This window comes from Sphingobium lactosutens DS20 (assembly GCF_000445105.1).
Lineage (GTDB): Bacteria > Pseudomonadota > Alphaproteobacteria > Sphingomonadales > Sphingomonadaceae > Sphingobium > Sphingobium lactosutens.
Genome location: NZ_ATDP01000073.1, coordinates 86,627 through 110,153 on the forward strand (window position 1 = coordinate 86,627; position 23,527 = coordinate 110,153).

Below are 23,527 nucleotides of genomic sequence, written 5' to 3' on the forward strand. Positions count from 1 at the left end.
ATGGCCTATTGATCAAAATAGGTAAAGCCAATATCGAGGCTGGGGTAGAGAGTATGTCGCCGAGCGCGATGCAGGAGGGCAGTTGTGAAAATTATATCGGCCAAGGTCATCGTGACCTGTCCAGGGCGCAATTTCGTCACGCTGAAGATCATGACGGATCAAGGCGTCTACGGCATCGGCGACGCGACCATGAATGGCCGCGAAAAAGCGGTTGTCGCCTATCTGGAAGATCACGTCATCCCCTGCCTCATCGGGATGGACCCGCGCCGGATCGAGGATATCTGGCAGTATCTCTATCGTGGCGCCTATTGGCGCAGAGGACCCGTTACGATGCGGGCCATTGCCGCCGTCGATGTGGCGCTTTGGGACATCAAGGCGAAAATGGCGAATATGCCGCTTTATCAATTGCTGGGCGGGCGCAGCCGGGACGGCATCATGGTCTATGGCCATGCGAACGGCAGCGACATCGCCGAAACGGTCGACGCAGTGGGTCAATATATCGATCTTGGATACAAGGCGATTCGGGCGCAGACCGGTGTTCCCGGCATCAAGGATGCCTACGGCGTGGGGCGGGGCAAGTTGTTCTATGAACCGGCCGATGCCGCACTTCCCTCCGTTACCGGCTGGGACACGCGAAAAGCGCTGAACTATGTCCCTAAACTGTTTGAAAAATTGCGCGAAACCTATGGGTTTGACCATCATCTATTGCATGACGGTCATCATCGCTACACACCGCAGGAGGCTGCGAACCTGGGTAAGATGCTGGAGCCCTATCAACTCTTCTGGCTGGAAGACGTGACGCCTGCGGAAAACCAGGAGGCGTTCAAACTGGTCAGGCAGCATACGGTTACGCCATTGGCTGTCGGTGAAATCTTCAACACGATCTGGGATGCAAAAGACCTGATCCAGAATCAGTTGATCGACTATATCCGCTGCACGATCGTCAGCGCAGGCGGCGTGACCCATTTGCGGCGCATCGCCGATCTGGCCAGCCTTTATCAGGTACGCACCGGCAGTCACGGTGCAACGGACCTGTCGCCCGTCACCATGGGTACGGCACTGCATTTCGACACGTGGGTCCCCAATTTCGGGATTCAGGAATATATGCGCCATACCGAGGAAACCGACGCTGTTTTCCCGCACGATTATCATTTTGCGAGCGGCGAACTATTTTGCGGAGAAGCGCCCGGCCACGGCGTTGACATCGATGAGGCGCTGGCGGCCAAATACCCCTATAAACCGGCATATCTGCCTGTCGCGCGCCTGTCAGATGGAACGATGTGGAATTGGTGAGCGTCCCATCGTCGGCTCTGCCTGACTGATATTTCCGGTGGGGCGGGGGTGTCGACAAGACGTTCTGGCTGTATCGGGGATTGCGTGGGGCAGGGGCTTAACGATGGCTACGCCCCGCCTGCATGAGGTGATGGATGATCGCAGCAGGATTGACATAAACAGCCACTAGCTACAGACTGGTCAAACCAGTTGAAATCTGCCTGACCCCGTACGCCGTTTTTCAAAAACGATCGCCGGTCGGTTCTGCCGATGGCCGGACCCGGCAGATGACCAAGTTGGCCAGCATTCCGCTTTGCCCCGGCCGGTGCGCCATTGCTGAACCACGATAAAGAAAGCGCGGACGAATGAAGCAGAAATCTGGTCGAAGGTTGGGCTTGCGCTGGTGGATCATCAGTCTGGTGACAGTAGGTACCGTGCTGAATTACCTGGCCCGGTCGACACTCTCCGTGGCGGCGCCGACGCTGATGGAAGAGCTTGGCATGTCGACGGAGAATTACAGCTTCGTCGTCTTGTCTTTCCAGATGACCTACACCGTGATGCAAACGGTCGCGGGAACGATACTGGATATTCTCGGCACCAGGCTGGGCTTCTTTCTATTCGCCGTTGGTTGGGCGATCGCGAATATGGCGCATGGGTTGGCAACCAGTTGGCAGGGCCTTGCCTTCTTCCGCGGTCTGTTGGGCGCGACGGAGGCCGCCGCCATTCCGGCCGGCGCAAAGTCGGTGTCCGAATGGTTCCCCGCGTCCGAACGACCATTGGCGACCAGTGCGTTCCAGATGGGGACCAGCGTGGGGGCCATCATCGCGCCGCCTCTGGTGGTTTTCTGCATTCTGACCTGGGGCTGGCAGTCGGCTTTTCTCGTAACCGGCGGGCTTAGTCTGTTCTGGGCGGCCTTGTGGTGGTTCGGTTATGATACGCCTCAGCGCCATTCCAGAATCACCGCGAAAGAGCGCGCCTTCATTGAGGAAGGGCAGGCGGCTGAGCAGTCGACTGGCCGACCCGCCACGCGCAAGGAGGTCATTCAGTCGCGTGGTTTCTGGGCCATCGCGATTCCGCGCTTCTTTGCGGAGCCGGCCTGGCAGACCTTCAATTTCTTCATTCCGCTTTATCTTGTCGCGGTTTGGCAGTTGGATTTGAAGAGCATTGCCATGTGGGCATGGATGCCGTTTCTTGCGGCGGACCTTGGTTCGCTCGCTGCGGGATTGATGCCGGCCTGGCTCATGCGGCGTGGGGCCTCGACCCTGGCTTCGCGAAAAATCACGATGACGATCGGCGCGCTCTGCATGATTGGCCCCGCCTGCATTGGTCTTGCTGGCTCGCCCGGCCTCGCGATCGCCTTATTTTGCGTCGGCGGGTTCGCGCATCAGATGCTGAACGGCGCGTTGATCACGCTCTGCTCCGATGTATTCGATAGCAAGATGGTCGGAACGGCCAGTGGCATGGCGGGGACCGCCGCGTGGATCGGCGGCATGCTTTTCACGCTGCTGATCGGACAAAGCGCTGACAGCTACGGATACAGCCCATTATTTGTCGCCTTGGCTGCCTTGGATCTGGTCGGGATGGCCGTGCTGTGGGGGCTGCTGCGCGAAAAGATGGGCGTGAAAAATTAGGTGGCGAGCCGAGCAGGGCGATTGTCGCTATCGTCGCGCGCCGCTGGTGGCGAGGACAAGCCCTACTTCGCCCTAACGCAATGCTCATTGGTTTGGCGCTACGCTTCAGGCTACAATTCGCCTGCGTTTGGCCTGGATTTCACGTCGCGCACGTTCGATCATTTCCAATTCGGTGACAGCAAGCAAATCCTCTGACACCCGGGTCAAGTGCGCGCGCATCGCCGAGCGTGCTTGATGCGGGTCGCGCGCCAAAAGCGCATTGAGAATGTTTCTATGTTCATCGGGCCGGGGGTTTATCCCCTCTCGTCGCGCCTGTTCGAACATATGCCGACACAATAAGGATTGTTCGCGCAAGTCCCACAAATTCTCGATCGTCTTTGCAACCAGAGTGCTTTTTGTGCCCTCTGCGATGGCCATGTGAAACTGGCGATCAAGTGCAAGTTCGGTTTCGGACGCGGGGTCAAGTGCTTCCATCTGATCCAGGATCAGGGCAAGTTGCTTGAGTTCGTCGTCTTCCATCACCGTCGCCGCCAACGCGGCTGCTTCACCCTCAAACATGATCCGGGCTTCGTTCAACTCAAAAGCGCCGACGTTCAGTTCCATGAAAGCCTTGTCGCTCGGAAGATTTCCAATGACGAACACGCCCGCGCCATGCCGCACTTCCAACAGGTTACGAATTTCGAGCGCTATAAGCGCTTCGCGAATAGTCGGGCGACTGACGTTGAACTGCTCTGCAAGATCACGCTCCGCAGGAAGACGGCTTCCCAACTCATAGTGACCCTCGCGAATTTGCTGCTCAATCTGGAGAGCGACCCGCTGGTAGAGCTTCAGTTTTTCAGACGACATAACTCCTACATGTCATACCAAATTCCCCGGCGCAAGCGATCGAGCATGTGCCGTTTATAAAGGGTGGGACTGCAGCGACGCGGGACTTACTGGCAGGCATTGCGGCGAGGTTGGTGGGTGAAGCCAACCGTTGCTCTTCAGCCGTGAGAAGGACCTTTTCACACCTGCATGCGCGTTTATGAGGCATCAGACAGGTTTCGCCTTGATGGAATGTACCCATGTCACGTTTTCAATAAGCACAGCGCGATCGAATGCTACTGGGGCATGTCCGTTCATCGCACTTCCTGCGCTTGTTGTTGACACGTTTGATGTAATTGGCCAGACCTTTTTTAACCCGGTGAATGAACGAAGGAGAGGCACAAATGCCATTGTCGCGACGGAAAATCCTGGCCGCTATGGCTGGCGCGCCTCTGCTTTCGAGCGGCGCTAGAACGGCCTTCGCCGCATCCGCGAATCCCCAGCTGCCCAATATTCTTTGGCTGGTCAGTGAAGACAATAATCCCTTCATTGGAGCCTATGGCGATAAGGCGGCGCACACGCCCAATCTGGATGCACTTGCTGCCCAAGGGATATTGTATCGCAACGTCTATTCAAGTGCGCCCGTCTGTTCCCCGTCACGATTTGGCATTCTGACCGGTGCCTACCCTGAAAGTTGCTCCCCTGCGCAGCATATGCGGGCGACTGCCAAGCTGCCTTCTTCATTTCGCACTTATCCGGAATATATGCGCAGTGCCGGTTATTATTGCACCAACAACAGCAAGACAGATTATAATTGCGATGTCGATCCGGATCGGATTTGGGACGTGTCGGGCGATAATGGGCATTGGCGCAATCGCCCGGAGGGCGCTCCATTTCTGGCTGTCTTCAATTATATGACGACGCATGAATCCTCCCTGTTCAGGCCAGTGCCAGGCAGTGAGGCAATGGGGCCGATCCGGATTCCAGGCTATCTGCCGCCCACGCCTGCGATCGAGAATGACTACGCCAAATATTACAAGCTAATGTCGATCATGGATGGTCAAATCGGCGATCGACTGGCCGAACTGGAAGCCGATGGTTTGGCGGATAACACGATCGTTTTCTATTATTCGGACAATGGCGGCGTGCTTCCGCGCAGCAAGCGCTATTGCTACGACGAAGGCCTGCGCGTCGCCATGATCGTGCGCGTGCCGCCCAAATGGCAGCATCTATCCCCCGCAAAGCCCGGTAGTGTCATCGACACCCCTGTAACCCTGCTCGACTTGCCACCTACTTTGTTGGCACTGGCCAATATGGGCCAACCCGCCCATATGCAGGGCAATCCGATCATGGGATCGGGCAAGCTTGTGCCCAATGACTATGTGTTTGGCATGCGCAACCGAATGGACGAGCGGTATGACTTCGTTCGCACCGTGGCCGATGGTCGTTATCGCTATATCCGCAACTATATGCCGCATCGTATCTGGGGTATGCGAGGCGATTTTGAATGGATCCTCAAGAGCTATCAGTCCTGGGAGGAGGAGCATATTGCTGGCCGGCTCAATGCAGACCAGGATCGTTTCTTCCAGACAAAACCCTATGAGGAACTATATGATCTGGCTGAAGATCCAGATCAGCTATCCAATCTCGTGAGTGATGCTGTCCAAAGCGCGCGGCTTGCGCAGTTGCGAACCGCGCTCGATCGTCACATGCTCAAGATCAGGGATAACGGCTTCATTCCAGAAGGCAGTGACGCCGAAGGTTATGACATTAGTCAGCAGGACAGCCATTATCCGTTGAAGCAGATCATGGTCATGGCGCAGGCCGCAGCGCGCGGCGATGTCCGCAAACTGGCCCTGCTGCAATCGGGTTTGAAAAACCGTAATGGGGTGGTGCGATATTGGGCGGCGACGGGGTTGCTGATCCTCAAGCAGAAAGCCAAGGTTGCCGAAGCCGCTCTGGCGCGGGCGGCCGCAGAGGATCCCTGGCTCAGCGTGCGTGTCGTATGTGCCGAGGCTTTGTGCCACCTGCGTCAGGATGATAAGGGGCAACGTATATTGGGCGAGATCATTGTCCAGGATATACCCTTTCCTCCCCGGCTCCAGGCTCTGAATGCTTTGGATGCGCTGGGAGAAGCAAGTCGCCCGGCGTTGGATGCAATTATGCAGGTTCAGGATGACAAGAACGAATATATCGTCCGCGCCGCCCGCCCGCTTTTAGCCAAGTTGGAAGGAACCTACCGACCAGATATCAGCTATGGTCGAGGCACCACGGCGAAAAGGTGACACGTAGCCCCAGACGATATATTCGGCTGGGGCCATCACATTTTGCGCTCATAGGAAACCCCATATCTAATATGATAGCATCATTTATGGCGCTTTGAAGATGATCCGGCTGCTCAGTTCGGCGATTTTCAGCATGCCATTTTCTACGCAGCAGTTCGCTACATAACGGCCGATCCCCTTTGCACGGTCCAACGGGTAGGGGGCGGTTGCATCTCCAACATATTCATATGCGGTGAGAAGGAAACTGACGGAACCGCCATTCTCGTTTGGATCCGCCACGATGTTTGTCACAACATGCGCGGTATGGCGATCAGCCGCTCGATCCCTGAGCGCTTCCAGCACGCCGGCAACCCCCTCTAATTGTTTACCCTGCCGATGCCAGATCCCGTTTTGCCCCATATATTGGGCTGCGTGATTATATTCGCCGCTGTCAATCGCGCTGAAAAAGCGCGCCGGCAATTGGAGCAATTCGACTGATAGCCCATCCATGTGTGGAGTCTTTCTTCAATAAAGCTTTTCAATTTTTTCGAATATGATTTTATCGGCATAATCCCAATATCATGCGGTAAATGCCGAATTATTCCGGTGGCTTCTTGGGGACTATTGTTCCGACCAATGAGCCGATATCATCTGACGTGACCTCGACAACGTCGCCTTCTTTCAGAAAGAGGTCGAGCGGCCACCCTCCGTCTGGTCCGGGACGGGTCTGGTCGATGGCCGTTCCCAGCCCAGTTCCAAGCGAAATGACGTCACCAGGGTGAAAGGTGAAATCTCGCGAAAAATATTCGAGCAGTTCCCCAAAGGAATATGTCATGCCACTTGTCGAATAATCCTGCCTGACATCGCCATTTACCAAGGTCCTGATATGGACATCGTCCGGGTCCAATTCCCCGACAACCACCGCGGGGCCAATTGATTTTGAACAGTCGAAGTTTTTTGCAGGCATGAACGTCGGACTGGCGGCGACCGGCCATTTTGCTTCCCGAATGCTCCAATCCTGGATCAACGTTACGCCCCAGACATAATCCTTGGCGTCGGCTGCCTTAATGTCCTTGCCTTGCTTTCCGATGATGACGCCAAGTTCTCCTTCATAGTCGAAGTATCCCAAGGCCCGTGTCGGCATTTGGATATCGGCATTGGGTCCCATGACCGGCCGAGCCGCAGCCCAGAAAGCCGTAGGAGGGCGTTGGCGGCCGCTGGCATATACTTCGTCTCGGGTGGTGGGCTTGCCCCCCAGATTGGTGAAGGCTGCGGCGACATGATCCGGATTATTCTGACCAGCCATCACCATTTGACGCCCCGGCCACGGCGCGGCGAGTTTGATATCAGCAAGCGGGTGCACCAAATTGCTCTGCGACCGGGCATGGTCTGCCGCCGAAGCGATTTTCGCCAGTCCATCTGCACCCGCTTCGATCAAGTCCAGAAGCGTGGCGAACCCGGCAGAGGAAACGTCGATGACCTCATTGTCTTCCAGCAGGCCAATCCGTTCATCCTCGCCAAATACAACTATTTTCATGCATCATCTCCGGGCAACATTCGTTCAAGACAGGATTTCAAGAGATTGTCCCGCTTTCGACAATCCAGCAGGCTGGCCCTATTGCGGGCGTGGCAAATGGAATTTCTCCCGCAATCATCTGAAAAATGATCGGCGAAGCGATAATCAGCCGGACACCGTTTTCGTAATAGAAATTGATAATGGCCCCATGTGCCGTGACGGTCTTCCCGTCGTCGCGGGATAGTGTCTGTCAAGGCAAGGGCAGAGAATAGCGCGTTACAAGGCCGAGCTTGCGGCTTGGGTGAGGACATATATGCCGCGCCGCGCGCCGGCCGATGAACGAGCTGCCCTGATAATCCACATTTTGACAACCGCATCCGCGGCGCAGATAACCTCTCGCCAAATTGGTCAGTTCAATCGCTGCAGGCAGAATCTGGCGTGGGCCGTGGTTCAGGCGGGAATCGCCCTATGCGAAGTGAAAATGAATATGCTGCTCTCAAGGCTCGACAACACCTTTAACGGAAAAGACGACATGCATTTTTCGACCGCCGATCGGATAGACCGGGCTTGCGTCCAAACCTCAAATGGTTCGCAGGCTTTACCGCAGCCTAGTCCTGTGCACACGGAGCGTCATTATGGGTAAAAGATTTGTCCGACCTGTCGCACTGCGCGACGGCATGATCGCCCTGCCAGGGGGCGAATTCATGATGGGGGCAGAAAATTTCTACCCGGAGGAAAGTCCGGTGAGGCGGGTCAGGGTGGCCCCGTTCCAGATTGATGTCGCCCCCGTCACCAACCGGCAGTTCCATGATTTTGTTGAGGCCACCGGATATGTCACGGTCGCCGAAATGATGCCTGATCCCAAAGATTATCCGGGCTTGCTGCCGGAAATGCATTTTGCCGGATCGCTGGTATTCCGCAAGACCTCTGCACCTGTGGGAACGGGTGATCATAGGCGATGGTGGTCATTTGAAGCGGGGGCATGCTGGCGCCATCCTCTTGGCCCCGGAAGCGATATTGCAGAATTGTGGGACCATCCTGTCGTCCATATCGCGTGGAAGGACGCTCAGGCCTATGCCAAGTGGGCGAAAAAATCTTTACCGACCGAAGCTGAGTATGAATTTGCCGCACGTGGCGGGCTGAGCGGCACGGATTATGCGTGGGGCGATGAACTCGCTCCTGATGGTCGCATGATGGCCAATTATTGGCAGGGACAATTTCCTCACCAAAATGATTGCCTGGATGGATGGGAACGTACATCGCCGGTCGGCAGCTTCCCCCCCAATGGCTATGGCCTGTATGACATGATCGGCAATGTCTGGGAATGGACGAACGACTGGTGGAGTGCGTCCAAGGAGCCCTTATCCGGCAAGAGTTGCTGCGCCATCGACAATCCGCGCGGTGGCACGCTGCGGAACAGCTTCGATCCTGGGCAACCCCAGATCAAGATCGGGCGAAAGGTGTTGAAGGGCGGTTCGCATCTCTGCGCCGTGAATTATTGCCAGCGTTTTCGGCCAGCTGCCCGCCATCCTGAAATGATCGACACATCCACCAGCCACATTGGCTTTCGATGCGTAGTGCGTGATTGAGCAGAGGCACCGGTGACCGCCACAACATTTCGGCGAGCACTCACCTTTCCATCCAACAAAAATGCTTCATGGTTGGTCATCAATATAATCAATTTGTCTTGCCGGTAGACCTCCGCAATATCAGTGGCCAGACCAATATAGGTTATTCCGGGGAGGAAATGATGTTCCGCGTTTCAGCGTTACTTGCGTCGACCGCTTTGATTGCGACGGCTGGTTCGGCCTTCGCTCAATCTGACATTGCGCCACAAGGCGATGATGGTGGAATTGAGGAGATCGTCGTCACAGCGCAACGGCGAGAACAACGTCTGCAAGATGTGCCAGTGGCGGTGACCGCGCTGACGGCCGAAGCTTTGGCAAATCGCGGCATCAACCAAGTTGCAGATGTAGCGCGGGCCGCGCCATCTTTGACGGTAACGCAGTCACAGAATCCCCAGAACAGCTCCATCAACCTTCGCGGTATCGGCACCAATGCATTTGGTATCGGATTGGAACCCGCGGTATCCGTCGTCGTGGATGACGTTGCCTTGCTGCAACAGGCGCAAGCCTTCTCCGGGCTCGCCGATATTGAACGTATCGAGGTTCTGCGCGGCCCGCAGGGAACCCTGTTTGGCAAGAACGCGTCCGCTGGCGTGGTCAATATCGTCACGCAGGCGCCGACCGACACTTTGACAGCATCCTTCGGGGTGACGCAGACGACCGACGAGCAGACTCGGATCGAAGGGTCGGTATCGGGGCGACCCAACTCGCTCATTGCGGTGCGCGCAAACGCCTATTATGACCAGCGCGACGGGTATATCCGTAACCTGACGACCGGCAACAAGCTTGGCGCAGCGGAATCGATCGGCGCTCGTGTGCGGGCGGATATCGATCCGGTCGAGCGACTTCAGATATCGCTCACCGCCGCCTATAGCCGGGACACGACGTCGGCTACTCGCACCTGGCGTTATGTCGATCCCGCCGCCCGCATTTTCCCGATTTCCCAAATTGGCGAACTGGGCAATCTGGTGCTTCCTTCGCTGGTCGGGATCGATCCCGGTCCGGATAATTTCAAGGCTCGCCAGAATGTCGAACCGGAAATTGTCAGCAAACAATCCATGTATGTCGGCCGGGCTACGTTGGATCTCGACTTTGCCAATCTGATTTCCATCACCAGCTATCAGAAATGGTCGCTGTCCTCTCTGGGTGATGACGCAGACTATACGGACCTTCCCGTTGTTGGCCGGCGCACCGGCGGCATCGTCCAATCGGGCAATACCAACACGGACCAGTTTACGCAGGAAGTCCGGCTGGTTTCCAGCGGCAGTCAATTTCTGGATTATCTGCTGGGCGCCTATTACTCCAAGGGCAATTCGGACCGTGACTTCCAGCGTCTGGCGCTGGGGCCGGGGGCTTCCAACTGGGTTGGCGGCCTGAAGACTCGCACCGTCGCCCTCTTCGCGCAAGGGACGGCGAATTTCACGGACAGCACGCATCTGGATGCAGGCATTCGCTGGAACAGCGAAAAACTGAGTGCCGACTTCCTCAATCTCGTCATTCCCACGCGTCCACCGGCAAACAACGCGACGTGCCTTACCCGTTGCTTCGGACAAACCAGCGACGAGCAAGTCACATATAAGGTCGCCCTGCGTCAGGATATCTCACGCGATCTGATGATTTATGCGTCCTACGCGACCGGCTATAAGGGTCAGGGCTTCGATTTGGGCACCGGCGCCAGCCCTGATAGATTTGCCAATCCGTTGCAGCCCGAACATTCCAAAGCCTATGAAATCGGCCTGAAGGGTACGTTCCTTGACCGCAAGCTGCAGGTCAATCTGACCGGATTCTGGACGGATTATGATGATTTTCAGGCCCAGAGCGCCCGCGTGCTGGCAGACGGAACGCTCGACTTCCGCCTGAACAACGTCGGCAAATTGCGCAGCCGCGGCGTGGAGGCGGACATCTCCTTGCGTCCCTTCCGTGGGCTGCAATTCGACCTATCGGGCGCTTATGTGGATGCGAAAATTCGCTCCTTCGAAGGTGCGAACTGCTATACTGGTCAGCCCGCCTTCGACAACGTGGCCGAAGCTGATCGCGTGCCGGGCGTCTGCTACGGAGCCAGCGCATCGGTCGGAACGCAGGATTTGAGCGGTTCGCGGCTCGCTAACGCGCCCAAATTCAAATATGGCATCTCCGGCCGTTACGAAACCGAACTGACGAACAGCGGACTGAAGGGTTTTGTCCAGGCGGACTGGACGCATCAGAGCAAGGTCAATTTCAGCCTGTTGGGCGGCCCGCTCACGGTTCAGGAAGGCTATGGTATCCTTAATGGAAGCGTTGGCCTTGAGGATCCGAGCGGCAATTACAGGGTAAGCCTCTTTGCCAACAACCTGTTCGACAAAAGTTACGCCTCGCTCATCCAAGCCGCGCAGGGTGAATCGCTTGGCCTAGCGACTCAGCAGGTTCTACCGCGCGACGCACGCCGGTATTTCGGCGTTCGGCTACGTCTCCGCTATCGTTAAGGCATGATTGATCGCCGGATCGTCAGTATCTGGTATCGCGGTGGGTTTGCCAGCCACAGCCCACCGCGTTCCTTTCAATGAGGACGCGTTGAATCGTTGCACTGTAGACTGACTTTCAAACGACGGTGGGGTTGATTGCTGGGCCAGTCACTGATTAGCCGCTGCGGGAAAAATCCTGCTGCAACCATTTCGGCGGATTGGCATGCTCAATATGCTGATCACCTCAGAAGGAGATCAAAGGGTGAAGCATCTTAAATCGCTTTTGAGGGGCAGCATCTTGGCCACTGGGCTGGCGGCGTCTTTGACATGTACCCTGCCAGTTTTGGCCAAGACGCAGATCGGTTCTTCGGCACCTGCGCGCCCCGCCGAACGGCAAGTCAAACCGCGCAACATCCTGTTCATCATAGCCGATGACATGGGAACGCGCCTCGGCTCTTACGGCGCCCCTGTTCAAACCCCCAATATCGACCAACTTGCCCAGCAGGGCGTAAGCTTTGATCGGGCATATAGTCAATTTCCCTGGTGTGGCCCCAGCCGAGCATCCTTCCTCACCGGCACGCGCCCCGATACGACACGCGTCATGGATTTGGCGACGCCTTTCCGGGATGCCTTGCCGGACATTCAGACATTACCCGAATATTTCAAGACGAATGGCTATTTTTCTGGCCGCGTCGGCAAGATTTTCCACCAGGGGGTTCCCAGCGATATTGGCACGAGCGGCCCTGATGACGCCCAATCATGGGACGAAGTCGTCAACCCCCGCGGTCGCGACAAGGATGCCGAAAATGGCAAGCTGATCAATTTGACGCCTGGGATTCCCTATGGATCGGCCCTGGCTTACCTGGACGATGGCGGCAAGGACGAAGAACAGACCGACGGAAAAGTCGCGACAGCAGCGATAGAAATGCTGAAGGCGAACAAGGATAAGCCCTTTTTTATCGCCGTCGGATTTTACCGGCCCCATGTGCCGGAGGTTGCGCCAAAAAAATATTTCGACCTCTATCGACCGGAGGATATCAAGCTTCCGGCTGAAACACCCGAAAGCCTGGCTCGAAACCTTCCTGCTACGCGGGCATGGCTACCCGATAACTTCGGCATGACCGACGATGAACAAAGACAGGCGATCAGGGCCTATTTTGCCGCCACCAGTTTCATGGACGCGCAAGTGGGCAGGGTTCTTGCCGCGCTGAAAGACCTCGGACTGGACGACGATACAATCGTGGTGTTCACCAGCGACCATGGCTATCTGTTGGGCGAACATGGCCAATGGATGAAAAACATTCTGTGGGAAGAGTCGGATCGCGTCCCGCTTGTGATCCGGACACCTGAGGGGAATTCGGCCGGGAAGCGATCGCCTCGCACCGTGGAATTGCTCGATCTTTATCCAACGTTGACCGAATTGGCGGGTCTTCCGCATTATTCGCGGAATGAAGGGCAGAGTTTGAAGCCCTTGATCGAGAACCCGTCGGACCGGACATGGAAGAAGCCGGCCCTGTCTCAAGTGCGCGGTGGTCGCAGTGTGCGGACCGAACGGTGGCGTTACACCGAATGGGAGGCGGGCGCGAAGGGGCGGGAATTGTACGACCACAAGACTGATCCGCGTGAACATCATAATCTGGCCAATGACCCTGCTTATGCTGCTGTCATGACAGAGCTAGCCAGTCAGTTGCCTAAGGGGCCTGTGGAAAAGCGCCCCGATGCCGCAAAATATAATGCAGTGGAAAACTGCCTGATCCTAACTGCTTCCGCAGCCGCGTGGAGCAAGGCGAAGGCACATCAGGCGAATGGTGAAGGCGCCCCGGGTCGCAAGCCGGGCGGAGAAGGGGGAGGCGGAATGAAGCTTTGCGAAGCGATCGATCCGTGAAAAGACGAAGGTCCTCCCCCACAGCCCATGTGGGTATTGCCTAATCAGCAACGGCCAATCGAACGGCTGCGCTATTCGATCGGTTGGAGAAAGATCAAAGACGGCTGCGGAAATTCAGGGTTAGGACAATCGGGGTGCCATTGCTCGCCATCTTATGGCTCTCCTCATTGCCGACCGACGTAACCGTAATTTGTAAATTAGTGGAATAAGGGTCGCTTCGATGCATCACATTATGTTCGCCCTGCTCGCGGGAACCATGCTGACGGCGGCCGCGTCATCACCTTCGCAACCGGTCATCGGAACCCGCTCGAAGCCGGTGCTTGAAATGAACGGGCTGCGTTTCAAGGATTTGAACGCAAATGGCCGTCTTGACGCTTATGAAGACTGGCGCCTGACGGCCCAGCAGCGCGCTGACGACCTCCTCGCGAAGATGACGCTGACCGAGAAGGTCGGCATGATGATGATCGCCACCAACAACCCCGATTGTGACGGCTCCCTTTCGGATCGCGGCCGTGATCTGATAGACAAGCAGAAGCTGACCCGCTTCATTCTGCGCGCGCGCGTGACGACCGTCCCGGCCGACTGTTCGGTCAAATTGACTGGCTTCGCCCTGTTCGGCGGATACCCGCAAACGCCGGATCAGATGGCGCGCTTTACCAATATGGTTCAGGAACGGTTGGAAGCCGGTCGGCTCGGCATCCCCGGCCTGTTCAAGGACAATGCCCGCAACCATGTGGAGACCAAGCCAACCTTCGGTATTGCCGCAGGCGCAGGAGCATTCACGGAATTCCCTAAGGAAGCAGGTCTGGCGGCTGCCGCTCTTGGCGCTGGGGCGGCTGTCGATGCGCGCGGGAGTGTGCCGCGCACATTGAAAGGCGACATGGCACCGCTGCGAGACCTGACCGATGTTATGAGCCGGGAATGGCGTGCGATCGGGCTGCGCGGCATGTATGGCTATATGGCGGATCTAGGCACGGAGCCGCGCTGGTCGCGCTTCCACGAAACTTTCACCGAAAATGCCGACCTGATGTCCGATATCATCGGGTCCCTCATCGGTGGATTGCAGGGTCCGGTGCAAAAGGATGGATATTCCTTGTCGCCCACATCAGGCGTCGCGCTGACCGTCAAGCATTTCCCAGGCGGAGGCCCTCAGGAAATGGGTCTCGATCCTCACTACACCTTCGGCAAGCATCAGGTTTATACCGATACCAGCGGCAAATACGGCTTTGGCTATCATCTTCAGCCCTTCCGTGCCGCCATCGCAAAGGGCGCATCATCGATCATGCCCTATTATGGCGTGCCCATTGGCGTGACCTATGAAGGCGTTCGTTACGACCAGACCGGCATGGCTTTTTCAAAGCAGATCGTGACCGACCTCCTGCGCGACAAATTGGGCTTCAAGGGATATGTAAATTCCGACACCGGCATTGTGGAGCAGCGGGGATGGGGTCTGGAAAGCTACCGGACCAATCCTGCAACCGGCAAAGCGTTCACGGTCGCTGACCGGGTTGTCACCGCCGTGACGAGCGGTACGGATATTCTTTCGGAATATACCGATGGCAAGGCACTGATTGCTCTTGTCGAAGCCGGTCGATTGAGCGAACGCGATCATGTCGATCCGGCGGTCAGGAGGCTGCTGATTGAACAGTTTCAACTGGGCCTGTTCGAAAATCCCTATGTCGACGCAGCCGCGGCTCCATCCGCCATTGGACGGCCGGAAGACCGGGAACGCGGTCTCGACGTGCAACGGCGTTCGATCGTGTTGCTGGAGAACCGCAAGGCATTGCTGCCTCTTAAGCCTCGTTCGAAGGTCTATGTCATGGGCTTTGGCGCAGAAGCGGCCCGCGCCGCGGGACTTGAAGTGGTCGACGGGAACGGGAAGCAACGGACTCCCGTCCCAAAAGACACCGCGGCACTGCTCGTCAAGATCATGGTCAATCCCACGGGCGCGCGCGCATATTCCTCAAAATCTCCGGACACAGGGGGGAAGGCGGTCGGCCCCGAGTTCAACCTGATCGACCCACGAACCAATAAACAGCAGGCGACCTGGGGCGCGCAGGACCCATGCGTGTATGACCCATCCGCCAAGGGCTTCGAAACTGCGGACGGCTGTCTAGATAGCGGGCTCATCTTCGGGGGCGGATTTCCCTGGGAAGTGAACAAGCTCGCGCTTTCCGACTTCGCTGAGGCGCAGAGCTGGACGATGACGCCTTCACTATCGGAAATCAAAGCGGCGATGCAGGAAATCGGCGATCCTGGAAAGGTCGTGGTTTCCATCTATTTTCGCAATCCTTATGTCATCGACAAGGAAAGTGGCCTGCGCAATACGGGCGCATTGCTGGCGACTTTTGGCGTCAGCGATCGTGCGCAATTTGATATCATGACGGGCAAGTCGGCGCCCAAGGGCCGGCTGCCCTTTGCCCTTCCGGCAAGTCGGGAGGCTGTCTTGACGCAAAACCCCGATGCGCCAGGCTATGCCGATACGCGCGACGGCGCGCTCTATCCCTATGGTTTTGGGCGCAGTTTTGGTCGGACCCGAAAGCCGTAAATCGCTGGTGCATGGACAAGGCGGAAACGCGACGGCACGCCTTGCCCATGCATAGCAACGAACAGCGGGGAAGGCGAATGCGTGCCCGATTGTTGGCACTGCCTCATTTCAGGCGAAGCGGAAGCCCGGCAACGACCAACATGACCTCGTCGCAAATGGATGCCATATGCTGATTGAGGCGTCCGGCGTCGTCGCGGAATTTCCTGGCAAGCGCATTGTCGGGAACGATGCCCCAACCCACTTCATTCGCGACCAGGATGATGGTGCCGTCGAAACGCGCGACGGCTTGCGTCAGGATGGTTGCTTCCGCCTCGAACGGCTTGCCGGCTAGTAACAGGTTGGACAGCCAGAGCGTCAGGCAATCGACGAGGACGATCTTGCCCTGACCCGAAAGCGCGTCGATCGCCGGCGCCAGGTCGAGCGGGGCTTCGATACAATGCCAGCGCCCGTCCCGGTCCGCGCGATGGCGGGCGATCCGCGCGTGCATTTCGTCGTCGAACGGCTGGGCAGTGGCGATGAAAACCGGCGCGCCCTCACCCACTTCTGCGCGCTGCTGGGCGTAGCGGCTTTTGCCCGAACGCGCGCCACCCAGGCAGAGGAGACGATGGCTGGTCATAGCGAACAGTCCTTGTTTGCGGTTAAAATGCCAAGATTGTCGCGGCGGTGACCACCCATAATAGCATGCAGGCGGTGATATAGATGCGGAGCGCCCGATCGATATCCCGCCCGTCGGCCGATCGCCCTTCGGCATTGATCCATGGTTTGTCGTACAACTCGCCATCATAGGCGACAGGCCCCGCCAGTCTTAGTCCCAATGCGCCCGCCATCGCTGCTTCGGGCCAGCCGGCATTGGGTGAGGCATGGTTTCCCGCATCCCGCCACAGGACACGCCAGCCGCCTCCGCCCGCAAGGCAGAGCAGAAGAGCGGACAGACGCGCCGGGATCAGGTTCGCTACGTCATCGATCCGCGCGGCCGCCCAGCCGAACGCGCGCCAGCGCTCCTCGCGATGGCCAATCAGGCTGTCCGCCGTGTTGATCGCCTTATACGCCCACACGCCGGGAAGCCCGAAGAACAGCAACCAGAAAAGCGGCGCGACGACGCCGTCACAGAAGCTTTCGGCCAGACTCTCGATCGCTGCGCGGGAAATCCCGGCTTCGTCCAGCCTGTCGGTGTCGCGTCCGACGATCGCGCCCACGGCCTCTCGCGCTTTTGGGCCAGAGTTGGCGTGGAGGGCAGCGGCGACGGCGCGGACATGCTGGAAAAGGCTGCGTTGGGCCAGAACGGGCCATGCCAGGATGCCGAGGCCGATCCTTGCCGCTTGGCCGATCAGATGTTCGACAATCAGCGTCAGCGCGACGGTAACGCCGATCACCGCACCGAGCAGCAGGATCAAGGTCGCAACACCCCATGCGCGGCGCGTACCAAACGCGAAGGACGGGAGGTTCCACCGCCTTTCGCACCCCTCGATCACACGGGCGAACAGACCGATCGGGTGGCCGACGCGGCGATAGACGCGTTCCGGCCAGCCGAAACCTGCGTCGAGTATCAGGGCAAGCATCGCCGCTGGTTCAACCATGACGCAAGGCTCGGTCCAGCCGGTCAAGGTCCGCCGCGTCGCACGGCAATCCGATACGCAGCCAATGCGGCTGATTAGCGAAGGGCCGCGTCAATATACCCTGCCGGGCGAGACGGTTGAACAGCGCATGGGCGTCTTTGGCTTCGATCAGGCGAAACAGCGGGCAGGCGCCGACCGCGCTATAGCCATGGTCGTTCAACAGCGCGTCGAGTCTGGCAGCGGCGCGGGGCAGTGCCAGCCGTGTCTGCGCAATCCATTGCTGGTCCTGATAAGCAGCGGCGCCGATCGCCAGCGCAGCGGAAGACAATGGCCAAGCGCCGAGCAGACGGCGGAGCGGCTCGACTATCGTCCGGGGTCCCAGGACGAAACCCAGGCGAACGCCCGCCAGCCCGAAAAATTTTCCGAAGGACCGGAAGATGATGAGCCGCTCTGCATCGTCAAGCGCGCTGGCTAGGCTGATGCGTGGATCGACGTCGGCAAAGGCTTCGTCCAGCAACAGCCAGCTGCGATCGGACCGCCCGCGCAGCAGCAGTTGCAGGTCTGTGCGGCTGATCGTCCGCCCGTCCGGGTTGTTGGGATTGGCCACTATCAGGGTAGCCGACGTTCCTGCGGCATCCTGCGCTGCTATCGGCATGCTGCCTGGGATCATCTCGGCATGTGTGCGATAGGCGGGCGTGACATGATAAGCCGGCCCGCCTAGCATCTGTCCGACCAGCCGCATCCCGATTTCCGTGCCCGGAACCGCGCAGATATGAGCAGGCTCGACGCCGAAATAGGCTGCGGCGGCCCGCTCCAATTCCTGCAGCGCCGACGCTTCGGGGAGGCGATGCCAGTCGAGAATCAGGCCGGCCGCGCCGGGCCACGGATCAGGATTGATCCCGGTCGACAGGTCGAGCCACGGCCCATTATCGCCAAATGCCTGCCTGGCCGCTTCCAAAGCGCCGCCATGCCAGACAAAGGGGCTGGTCATGCCAGGCCAGCCAGGGCGGAGGCGGCCACCAGCAGGGTCGTTTCGGTGAGTTCAATGCCAGCGCCATGGCCATCGCCCGAGATGCCGCCGATGTGCCGCCTGATCCATCGTCCCCAAAGCAGCACTGCCAAGGGCAGGGACAATAGCGAAGGCGACACCATCATGGCTGCCGCGATGAGCGCCAAAGCCCAGAGAATGAGGTCGACCGCGCGCACAGCATGACGAAAGCGTGATCCCAGCCCCTCATGAAGCGGCGTCAACCAGCGCGCCCAGCATAGGGGCGCGATGCGCGCGGCAAAGGGGATGGGGGCCAGGGCAATAAAGGCATTTACCTCGATCAGATGGTGCAACAGAATGAGTTTCGCGATCAGTTGCATTGCGATTGCGACGACGGCGAAGCTGCCGGCATGCGGATCGCGCAGCACGGCGATGAGCCTGTCCCTGCCTTTATGCGCTGCTCCGACGGCGTCGGCGATATCGCCCAGACCATCGAGATGCAGCGCGCCTGTGACCCAGGTCCAGACCGCCAGCGCCGCCAGCGCGCCGATCCAACTGTCCACCTGAGCACCAGCCCAGGCCGCTGCCATCACCAGCAGGCCGATGATGATGCCGACGGCCGGGAACCACCGGATCGAGGCTGCAAAATCATCGGGATCGGCCGCTACGGCGGGCAAGGGCAGGCGGGTCAGAAATTGGAGCGCAAGAACAAAACGCTTCATCGCGCCAGCCCGACGATCTGCGCCGACGGCCGATCCCCGGGCCAGACCTGCAATGACAGCAAGGCGCCATAGGGGAGGTCGAACGACCAGAGCTGCGGCCAATCAAAACCGCACAGCAGGTGAAGAGTGGCCCGCATCGGCCCGCCATGCGTCAGCACCAGGGTGGAACGCGGCGTGAGGCCCGTCAGCGCGGCCGACACGCGATCACGCAGATCGGACCAGCGCTCGCCACCGGGGGGCGGGCAAGTCTCCGGGGCGGCCCAGAATAAGCTGAGCGCCTGCGCGTCCAGATCGGCGGCGGCTCGCCCGTCCCATTCCCCGAAATCCAATTCGCGCCAGCGCGGGTCCAGTGCCGGGGTCAGATCCTGCTCCGCACCAATGGCCTCGGCTGGCAAGCGACAGCGCGTCCGATGGGATGCGATCAATTGATCGACATGCAACGCGCGCGCCTGCCGGACGCAATGGTCGATACCCTCCTGCGTCGGCGCCATGTCCGTGCGGCCCAGCATCAGGCCGGGTATGACGGGTTCGCCATGGCGCAGCAAGTGCAGGTGATAGCTGGTCATTGCCCTTCCGAAACAGATGCTTCGGCAAAGGTTGCCATTTCGGCATGGGCGGCGAGCGCGGACCGCACGATATTGGTTGCCACCGCTGCGCCACTGCCTTCGCCCAGACGCATGTTCAGCGACAGCAACGGATCAAGCCCCAGCCGGTCAAGCAACCGCGCGTGGCCCGGCTCTGCTGAACAATGGCCCGCGAGACAATGATCGGTGATCGCCGGATTGTCCCGCGCCAACGGAGCCAGCGCAGCGCAGCAGATGAACCCGTCAAGCAGGACCGGCACGCGAAGCTGGCGCGCGCGCAGCATCGCCCCGGCCATGGCGGCGATTTCCCGGCCACCAACATGGCGCAACGTTTCAAAGGCGGAACGGGAAGCCGCGCGATGCAGGGCGAGCGCGCGGTCGATGACGTCAATCTTGCGTCGCACGCCGGCGTCATCTACTCCGGTGCCTGGGCCGGTCCATGCCGCAGCGCCCTCCCCGAAACTACGGGCGCACAACGCCGCCGCCGCCGTAGAATTGCCGATCCCCATTTCGCCGAGCACGATCATATCGAGACCGGCGTCAACCTGTGCTGCACCGATGCTGAGCGCTGTCAGGCATTCGTCAGCGGACATGGCAGGCGCGATCGAGAAGTCCTGCGTCGGGCGATCAAGGTCGATGGGCACGACGCGAAGGTCAAGACCGGCCGCGCGGGTGAGGGCGTTGATAGCCGCGCCGCCGCGTTCGAAATTGCCGACCATCTGCGCGGTGACGCTCGCGGGAAAGGCGCTGACGCCCTGCGCCGTGACGCCATGATTGCCGGCGAAGACGACCGCGCGCGCCTTTTGCATCGTGGGGCGGCCCCGGTTCTGCCAGCCGGCGAAGAAGATTGCGATCTCCTCCAGCCTGCCGAGCGATCCCGCCGGCTTGGTAAGTTGCGCCTGCCGATCGCGCGCCGCCGCCTGCGCCTGCTGATCAGGAGCGGGCAGGTCGGCAAGAGCAGCCTCAAAGGCAGCGATGGTGGAAAAGCCGGTCATGTCGCGACATATCCTGCCGGAGGAACGCGGACCAGGAAATGGCCCTTCACACCCTGTGGCCAGAGTGCATAAGGCACCTGGCCCTCCGCACTGGCTGCGTGATGCAGCGCATAATCCAGGATCGCGCGCGCCGCGTCATCATCCGGGTCGAAGCGGCCCAGGACGTAGCCGATCTTGCCGGGCGCGCGCAGGTGAACCGTGCATCCGTCGCCACAGGCAAACAGGCAGGGCATCGACTGAAGGGCGATGCCTTGATAGGCCGGATCGCTTGCCTGCACCCGCTCCAGCGCCGCCAGAAGCCGCGCGCCATCGCGCGGCTCCCCCGACGCCAGACTCCCGGGGCGACGGCAACTGCTGCACGCCACCACGGACGGACCGGGATCGACCGGCGTCAGCATGTCAGAAACGACCCCTGATCCCGGCATAGATGCTGCGGCCCAGCGTGCCGTAGCGATAGGCCGTCATATATTGTTCGTCGAAGACATTTTCCGCCCGCGCGAACAGCCGAACGCTCTCGTTCAGCCGATATTCCGCCCGCAGGTCGACCAGCGTATAATCGTCAAGCCGCGTGGCGTTGGAGGCATTGTCGTAGCTCTTGCCCGCCCAGCGAACCGCTGATCCCAGGGTGAGGCCGAAGGCGAAATCATAGGAAACAGACGCATTGGCCATATGGCGCGGGCGGCGGGGCAGCCAGTTTCCTTCATTGGCGGTTCCGGCGGAGCGGTCCTCCGCCACGGTCCAGCTATAATTGCCGTCCAGCGTCCATCCGCCAAGGCGCAGCGCGGCGTCCGCTTCGATGCCATGGGCCTCTGCGCGTGCGACGTTCAGATAATAGCCCCAGCGCGGCGTGTCGGTCCCCGGCACGACGCAAAGCGGATCAGTGCTGCCAAAGTCGCAGCCATTATAGATGATCTGCTCGGTCGTCGTCCGTTCGAAATAGGTCGCGCCGATCGTCAGGCTATCGCCGAAAAAGGCTTGCTGCACGCCCGCTTCCCATCCATGGGCGCGTTCGGGGTCGAGGTTCACATTCCCATATTCGCTGAACAGCTGGTAGAGGGAAGGGGCCTTGAACCCTTCGCCATAGCTGGCGCGCAAGGTCGTTCCGCTGGGCAGGGCCCATATGCCGCCCGCCGAAAACAGCGTGCGCCCGCCATAGCGATTATGATCGTCATGCCGCACACCGCCATTGATGGTGAGGCCATCGAGCGGGCGGACGGTCAATTGGCCATAGACGCTGGTGATTTCCGCCTTGCCCCTGACAAAGTCGGGCAGCGGATCGGACAGCGAGCCGGATGGCGAACGGCTTTTGAAGCGCGATCGCTCATTTTCAACGCCGAAGGTGGCGGAGATGCGATCGGACAGGTCGAAAATGCCCTGATATTCGAACCGGCGATTCTTGCCAGCCGCTTCGAAGCTTAAAGGCTGTTCAAGTTCGGGGCTGTAGCTGTCGCGATCGGTGTCGGTATAGTTATAGGCGATGCGATTGCGCAGTCGGCCGCCGAGCATCGTAAAGTTGAGGCCGGCATAGCCGACAAATTCGCGGTTATGGCTGTAGTCGGGCGCGTCGCCGCCAAACCCGTCAATTTCCACCCGACCTGTCGAATAATAGCCCCGCAGGTCGATGCTGGCATTTGCGCCGAGCGCCAGTTCCGCGCGTCCGGCGACATTGCGGTTGGTATAACCATCCCGCTCGCCGCCGCCAAAGGCCGGCGCGATCGCGGAAATGCCGTCAGTGGTGAAGGACTGGCCGCCGATCCGCCAGCTGAGTGGACCAGACACCCCGCCCAGCGCGGCGCGGGCGCTGACGGTATCGCGCGATCCGGCTTCGATATCGAAACTGCCTTCCAGTGGCGCCTGCGGGCTGGCGGTGACGATGTTGACCACGCCGCCGATCGCCTGGCTTCCCCAGAGCGTCGATTGGGGGCCACGCAGCACCTCGATCCTCTGTGCGTCGCCGATCAGCAGATTGGCGAAATTATAGCCGCCGCCGGTCGAGGACGGATCATTGAGCTTCACCCCGTCGATGACCACGACGGTCTGTTCCGATTCCGCGCCGCGAATGCGCAGCGATGTGGCGGTCCCATAGCCGCCATTGCGGGACAGGCTGATGCCCGGCGTGCGCAGCAGCAATTCGGCCGCACCGATATCCTGCGCCCGGTCGATTGCGGCCTTGTCCAGAACCGTGATGGAGGCGGACACTTGATCCAGTGGCGTGGGCGCGCGGGTGGCGGTGACGACAATGCCGTCTGCATCGCTCATCTCGTCAGGCGACTGCGCCAATGCCGGGCAGGCAAGAGTGAACGCGATGACGGCGGTAGAAGTCTTGAGCAACAGGCTCTGCATGGTAACCCCTTTTGACACGAGCCACGCGCACGCGGGCCATGCCGTCCCTTGGGACAAGGACAAACGACATCGCCCGCGCAACGCGCGGCGCTTCCTGTCGTCATGCGGGTTTACCCCCGTCCGCCCGGCTCACCCTGTCCGCGCGAAAGACGACGGCGACGGGCAGGTCTCCTGGCTTGCGGATCAGCGCCGGTCGGCCGCCTTCTCGGAAGCTGCGCTTCCAATGGCATATGGCCGATGACTCACCGCATACAGTTGCAGGGGCAGCCGGATGTTATCCGTTCCCATTTTCATCCCCGTCGCCGGGGAACCTGTCGCAGCGCGGCCGTTACATCGGATGGTGGCAGGCCGTC

At 59.4% G+C, this 23,527-nt stretch carries 18 protein-coding genes and 1 riboswitch; of the genes, 7 read left to right on the forward strand and 11 right to left on the reverse strand.

Going from position 1 to position 23,527, the window contains the following annotated elements; genetic code table 11:
• The first annotated feature begins 84 nt into the window (after positions 1-84).
• Both manD and RLDS_RS34695 read left to right on the forward strand, forming a co-directional pair.
• Complete coding sequence (gene manD, locus RLDS_RS34690) at positions 85-1,293, forward strand: D-mannonate dehydratase ManD (RefSeq protein ID WP_021225039.1); 1,209 nt, start codon at positions 85-87, stop codon at positions 1,291-1,293.
• Positions 1,294-1,637: 344 nt separating this feature from the next.
• Entirely contained in the window at positions 1,638-2,903 is a 1,266-nt protein-coding gene (locus RLDS_RS34695; RefSeq protein WP_031297610.1) for an MFS transporter, read from the forward strand.
• A gap of 105 nt (positions 2,904-3,008) precedes the next feature.
• Here the strand turns inward: RLDS_RS34695 and RLDS_RS34700 are convergent, their stop codons facing one another.
• Entirely contained in the window at positions 3,009-3,749 is a 741-nt protein-coding gene (locus tag RLDS_RS34700; protein WP_021225041.1) for a FadR/GntR family transcriptional regulator, read from the reverse strand.
• Positions 3,750-4,090: 341 nt separating this feature from the next.
• On the opposite strand from RLDS_RS34700, the gene RLDS_RS34705 reads away from it, so the two are divergent.
• Positions 4,091-5,992, forward strand: a complete 1,902-nt coding sequence (locus RLDS_RS34705) for a sulfatase-like hydrolase/transferase (RefSeq protein ID WP_236616803.1) — start codon at positions 4,091-4,093, stop codon at positions 5,990-5,992.
• An 84-nt stretch (positions 5,993-6,076) separates the two neighbouring features.
• On the opposite strand, the gene RLDS_RS0127800 is transcribed toward RLDS_RS34705, so the two are convergent.
• Both RLDS_RS0127800 and RLDS_RS34710 read right to left on the reverse strand, forming a co-directional pair.
• Positions 6,077-6,481 carry a nuclear transport factor 2 family protein gene (locus RLDS_RS0127800; protein ID WP_021225043.1) on the reverse strand — a complete coding sequence of 135 codons (405 nt, stop codon included), beginning with the start codon at positions 6,479-6,481 and terminating at the stop codon, positions 6,077-6,079.
• Positions 6,482-6,569: 88 nt separating this feature from the next.
• Positions 6,570-7,508: a fumarylacetoacetate hydrolase family protein gene (locus tag RLDS_RS34710; RefSeq protein ID WP_021225044.1), complete on the reverse strand. Its 939-nt coding sequence runs from the start codon at positions 7,506-7,508 to the stop codon at positions 6,570-6,572.
• Positions 7,509-8,122: 614 nt separating this feature from the next.
• On the opposite strand from RLDS_RS34710, the gene RLDS_RS34715 reads away from it, so the two are divergent.
• The 4 genes from RLDS_RS34715 to RLDS_RS34730 all read left to right on the forward strand — a co-directional run bounded on the left by RLDS_RS34715 (position 8,123) and on the right by RLDS_RS34730 (position 15,986).
• Entirely contained in the window at positions 8,123-9,076 is a 954-nt protein-coding gene (locus RLDS_RS34715) for a formylglycine-generating enzyme family protein (RefSeq protein WP_021225045.1), read from the forward strand.
• Positions 9,077-9,237: 161 nt separating this feature from the next.
• Positions 9,238-11,574 (forward strand): TonB-dependent receptor, encoded by a 2,337-nt coding sequence (locus tag RLDS_RS34720; protein ID WP_040603644.1) that lies wholly within the window; start codon positions 9,238-9,240, stop codon positions 11,572-11,574.
• 301 nt (positions 11,575-11,875) lie between these two features.
• Entirely contained in the window at positions 11,876-13,438 is a 1,563-nt protein-coding gene (locus RLDS_RS34725) for a sulfatase (RefSeq protein ID WP_236616805.1), read from the forward strand.
• A 220-nt stretch (positions 13,439-13,658) separates the two neighbouring features.
• A complete protein-coding gene (locus tag RLDS_RS34730) occupies positions 13,659-15,986 on the forward strand; it encodes a glycoside hydrolase family 3 protein (protein WP_021225048.1) in 2,328 nt (775 codons plus the stop codon).
• A gap of 103 nt (positions 15,987-16,089) precedes the next feature.
• On the opposite strand, the gene cobU is transcribed toward RLDS_RS34730, so the two are convergent.
• Genes cobU through RLDS_RS34770 form a run of 8 tightly spaced genes read right to left on the reverse strand, consistent with a single transcriptional unit; the run spans position 16,090 to position 23,192 of the window.
• Positions 16,090-16,602 carry a bifunctional adenosylcobinamide kinase/adenosylcobinamide-phosphate guanylyltransferase gene (gene cobU / locus RLDS_RS34735; protein ID WP_021225049.1) on the reverse strand — a complete coding sequence of 171 codons (513 nt, stop codon included), beginning with the start codon at positions 16,600-16,602 and terminating at the stop codon, positions 16,090-16,092.
• A 22-nt stretch (positions 16,603-16,624) separates the two neighbouring features.
• Complete coding sequence (gene cbiB, locus RLDS_RS34740; protein WP_021225050.1) at positions 16,625-17,563, reverse strand: adenosylcobinamide-phosphate synthase CbiB; 939 nt, start codon at positions 17,561-17,563, stop codon at positions 16,625-16,627.
• Positions 17,556-18,533 carry a threonine-phosphate decarboxylase gene (locus RLDS_RS34745; RefSeq protein ID WP_021225051.1) on the reverse strand — a complete coding sequence of 326 codons (978 nt, stop codon included), beginning with the start codon at positions 18,531-18,533 and terminating at the stop codon, positions 17,556-17,558. Before RLDS_RS34745 ends, cbiB begins: the two co-directional genes overlap by 8 nt.
• Positions 18,530-19,252, reverse strand: a complete 723-nt coding sequence (gene cobS / locus RLDS_RS34750; RefSeq protein WP_021225052.1) for an adenosylcobinamide-GDP ribazoletransferase — start codon at positions 19,250-19,252, stop codon at positions 18,530-18,532. Before cobS ends, RLDS_RS34745 begins: the two co-directional genes overlap by 4 nt.
• Positions 19,249-19,818, reverse strand: a complete 570-nt coding sequence (locus tag RLDS_RS34755; protein ID WP_021225053.1) for a histidine phosphatase family protein — start codon at positions 19,816-19,818, stop codon at positions 19,249-19,251. The genes cobS and RLDS_RS34755 overlap by 4 nt, the downstream gene beginning before the upstream one ends.
• The gene (gene cobT / locus RLDS_RS34760; protein WP_021225054.1) at positions 19,815-20,831 is read right to left on the reverse strand and encodes a nicotinate-nucleotide--dimethylbenzimidazole phosphoribosyltransferase; all 1,017 of its coding nucleotides are present in this window, start codon (positions 20,829-20,831) and stop codon (positions 19,815-19,817) included. The genes RLDS_RS34755 and cobT overlap by 4 nt, the downstream gene beginning before the upstream one ends.
• Positions 20,828-21,229, reverse strand: coding sequence for a DUF1636 domain-containing protein (locus tag RLDS_RS34765; RefSeq protein ID WP_021225055.1), 402 nt, complete (start codon positions 21,227-21,229; stop codon positions 20,828-20,830). Before RLDS_RS34765 ends, cobT begins: the two co-directional genes overlap by 4 nt.
• Before the next feature lies 1 nt (position 21,230).
• The gene (locus RLDS_RS34770) at positions 21,231-23,192 is read right to left on the reverse strand and encodes a TonB-dependent receptor plug domain-containing protein (protein ID WP_084514690.1); all 1,962 of its coding nucleotides are present in this window, start codon (positions 23,190-23,192) and stop codon (positions 21,231-21,233) included.
• 126 nt (positions 23,193-23,318) lie between these two features.
• Positions 23,319-23,504, reverse strand: a riboswitch (cobalamin riboswitch).
• Positions 23,505-23,527: the final 23 nt, after the last annotated feature.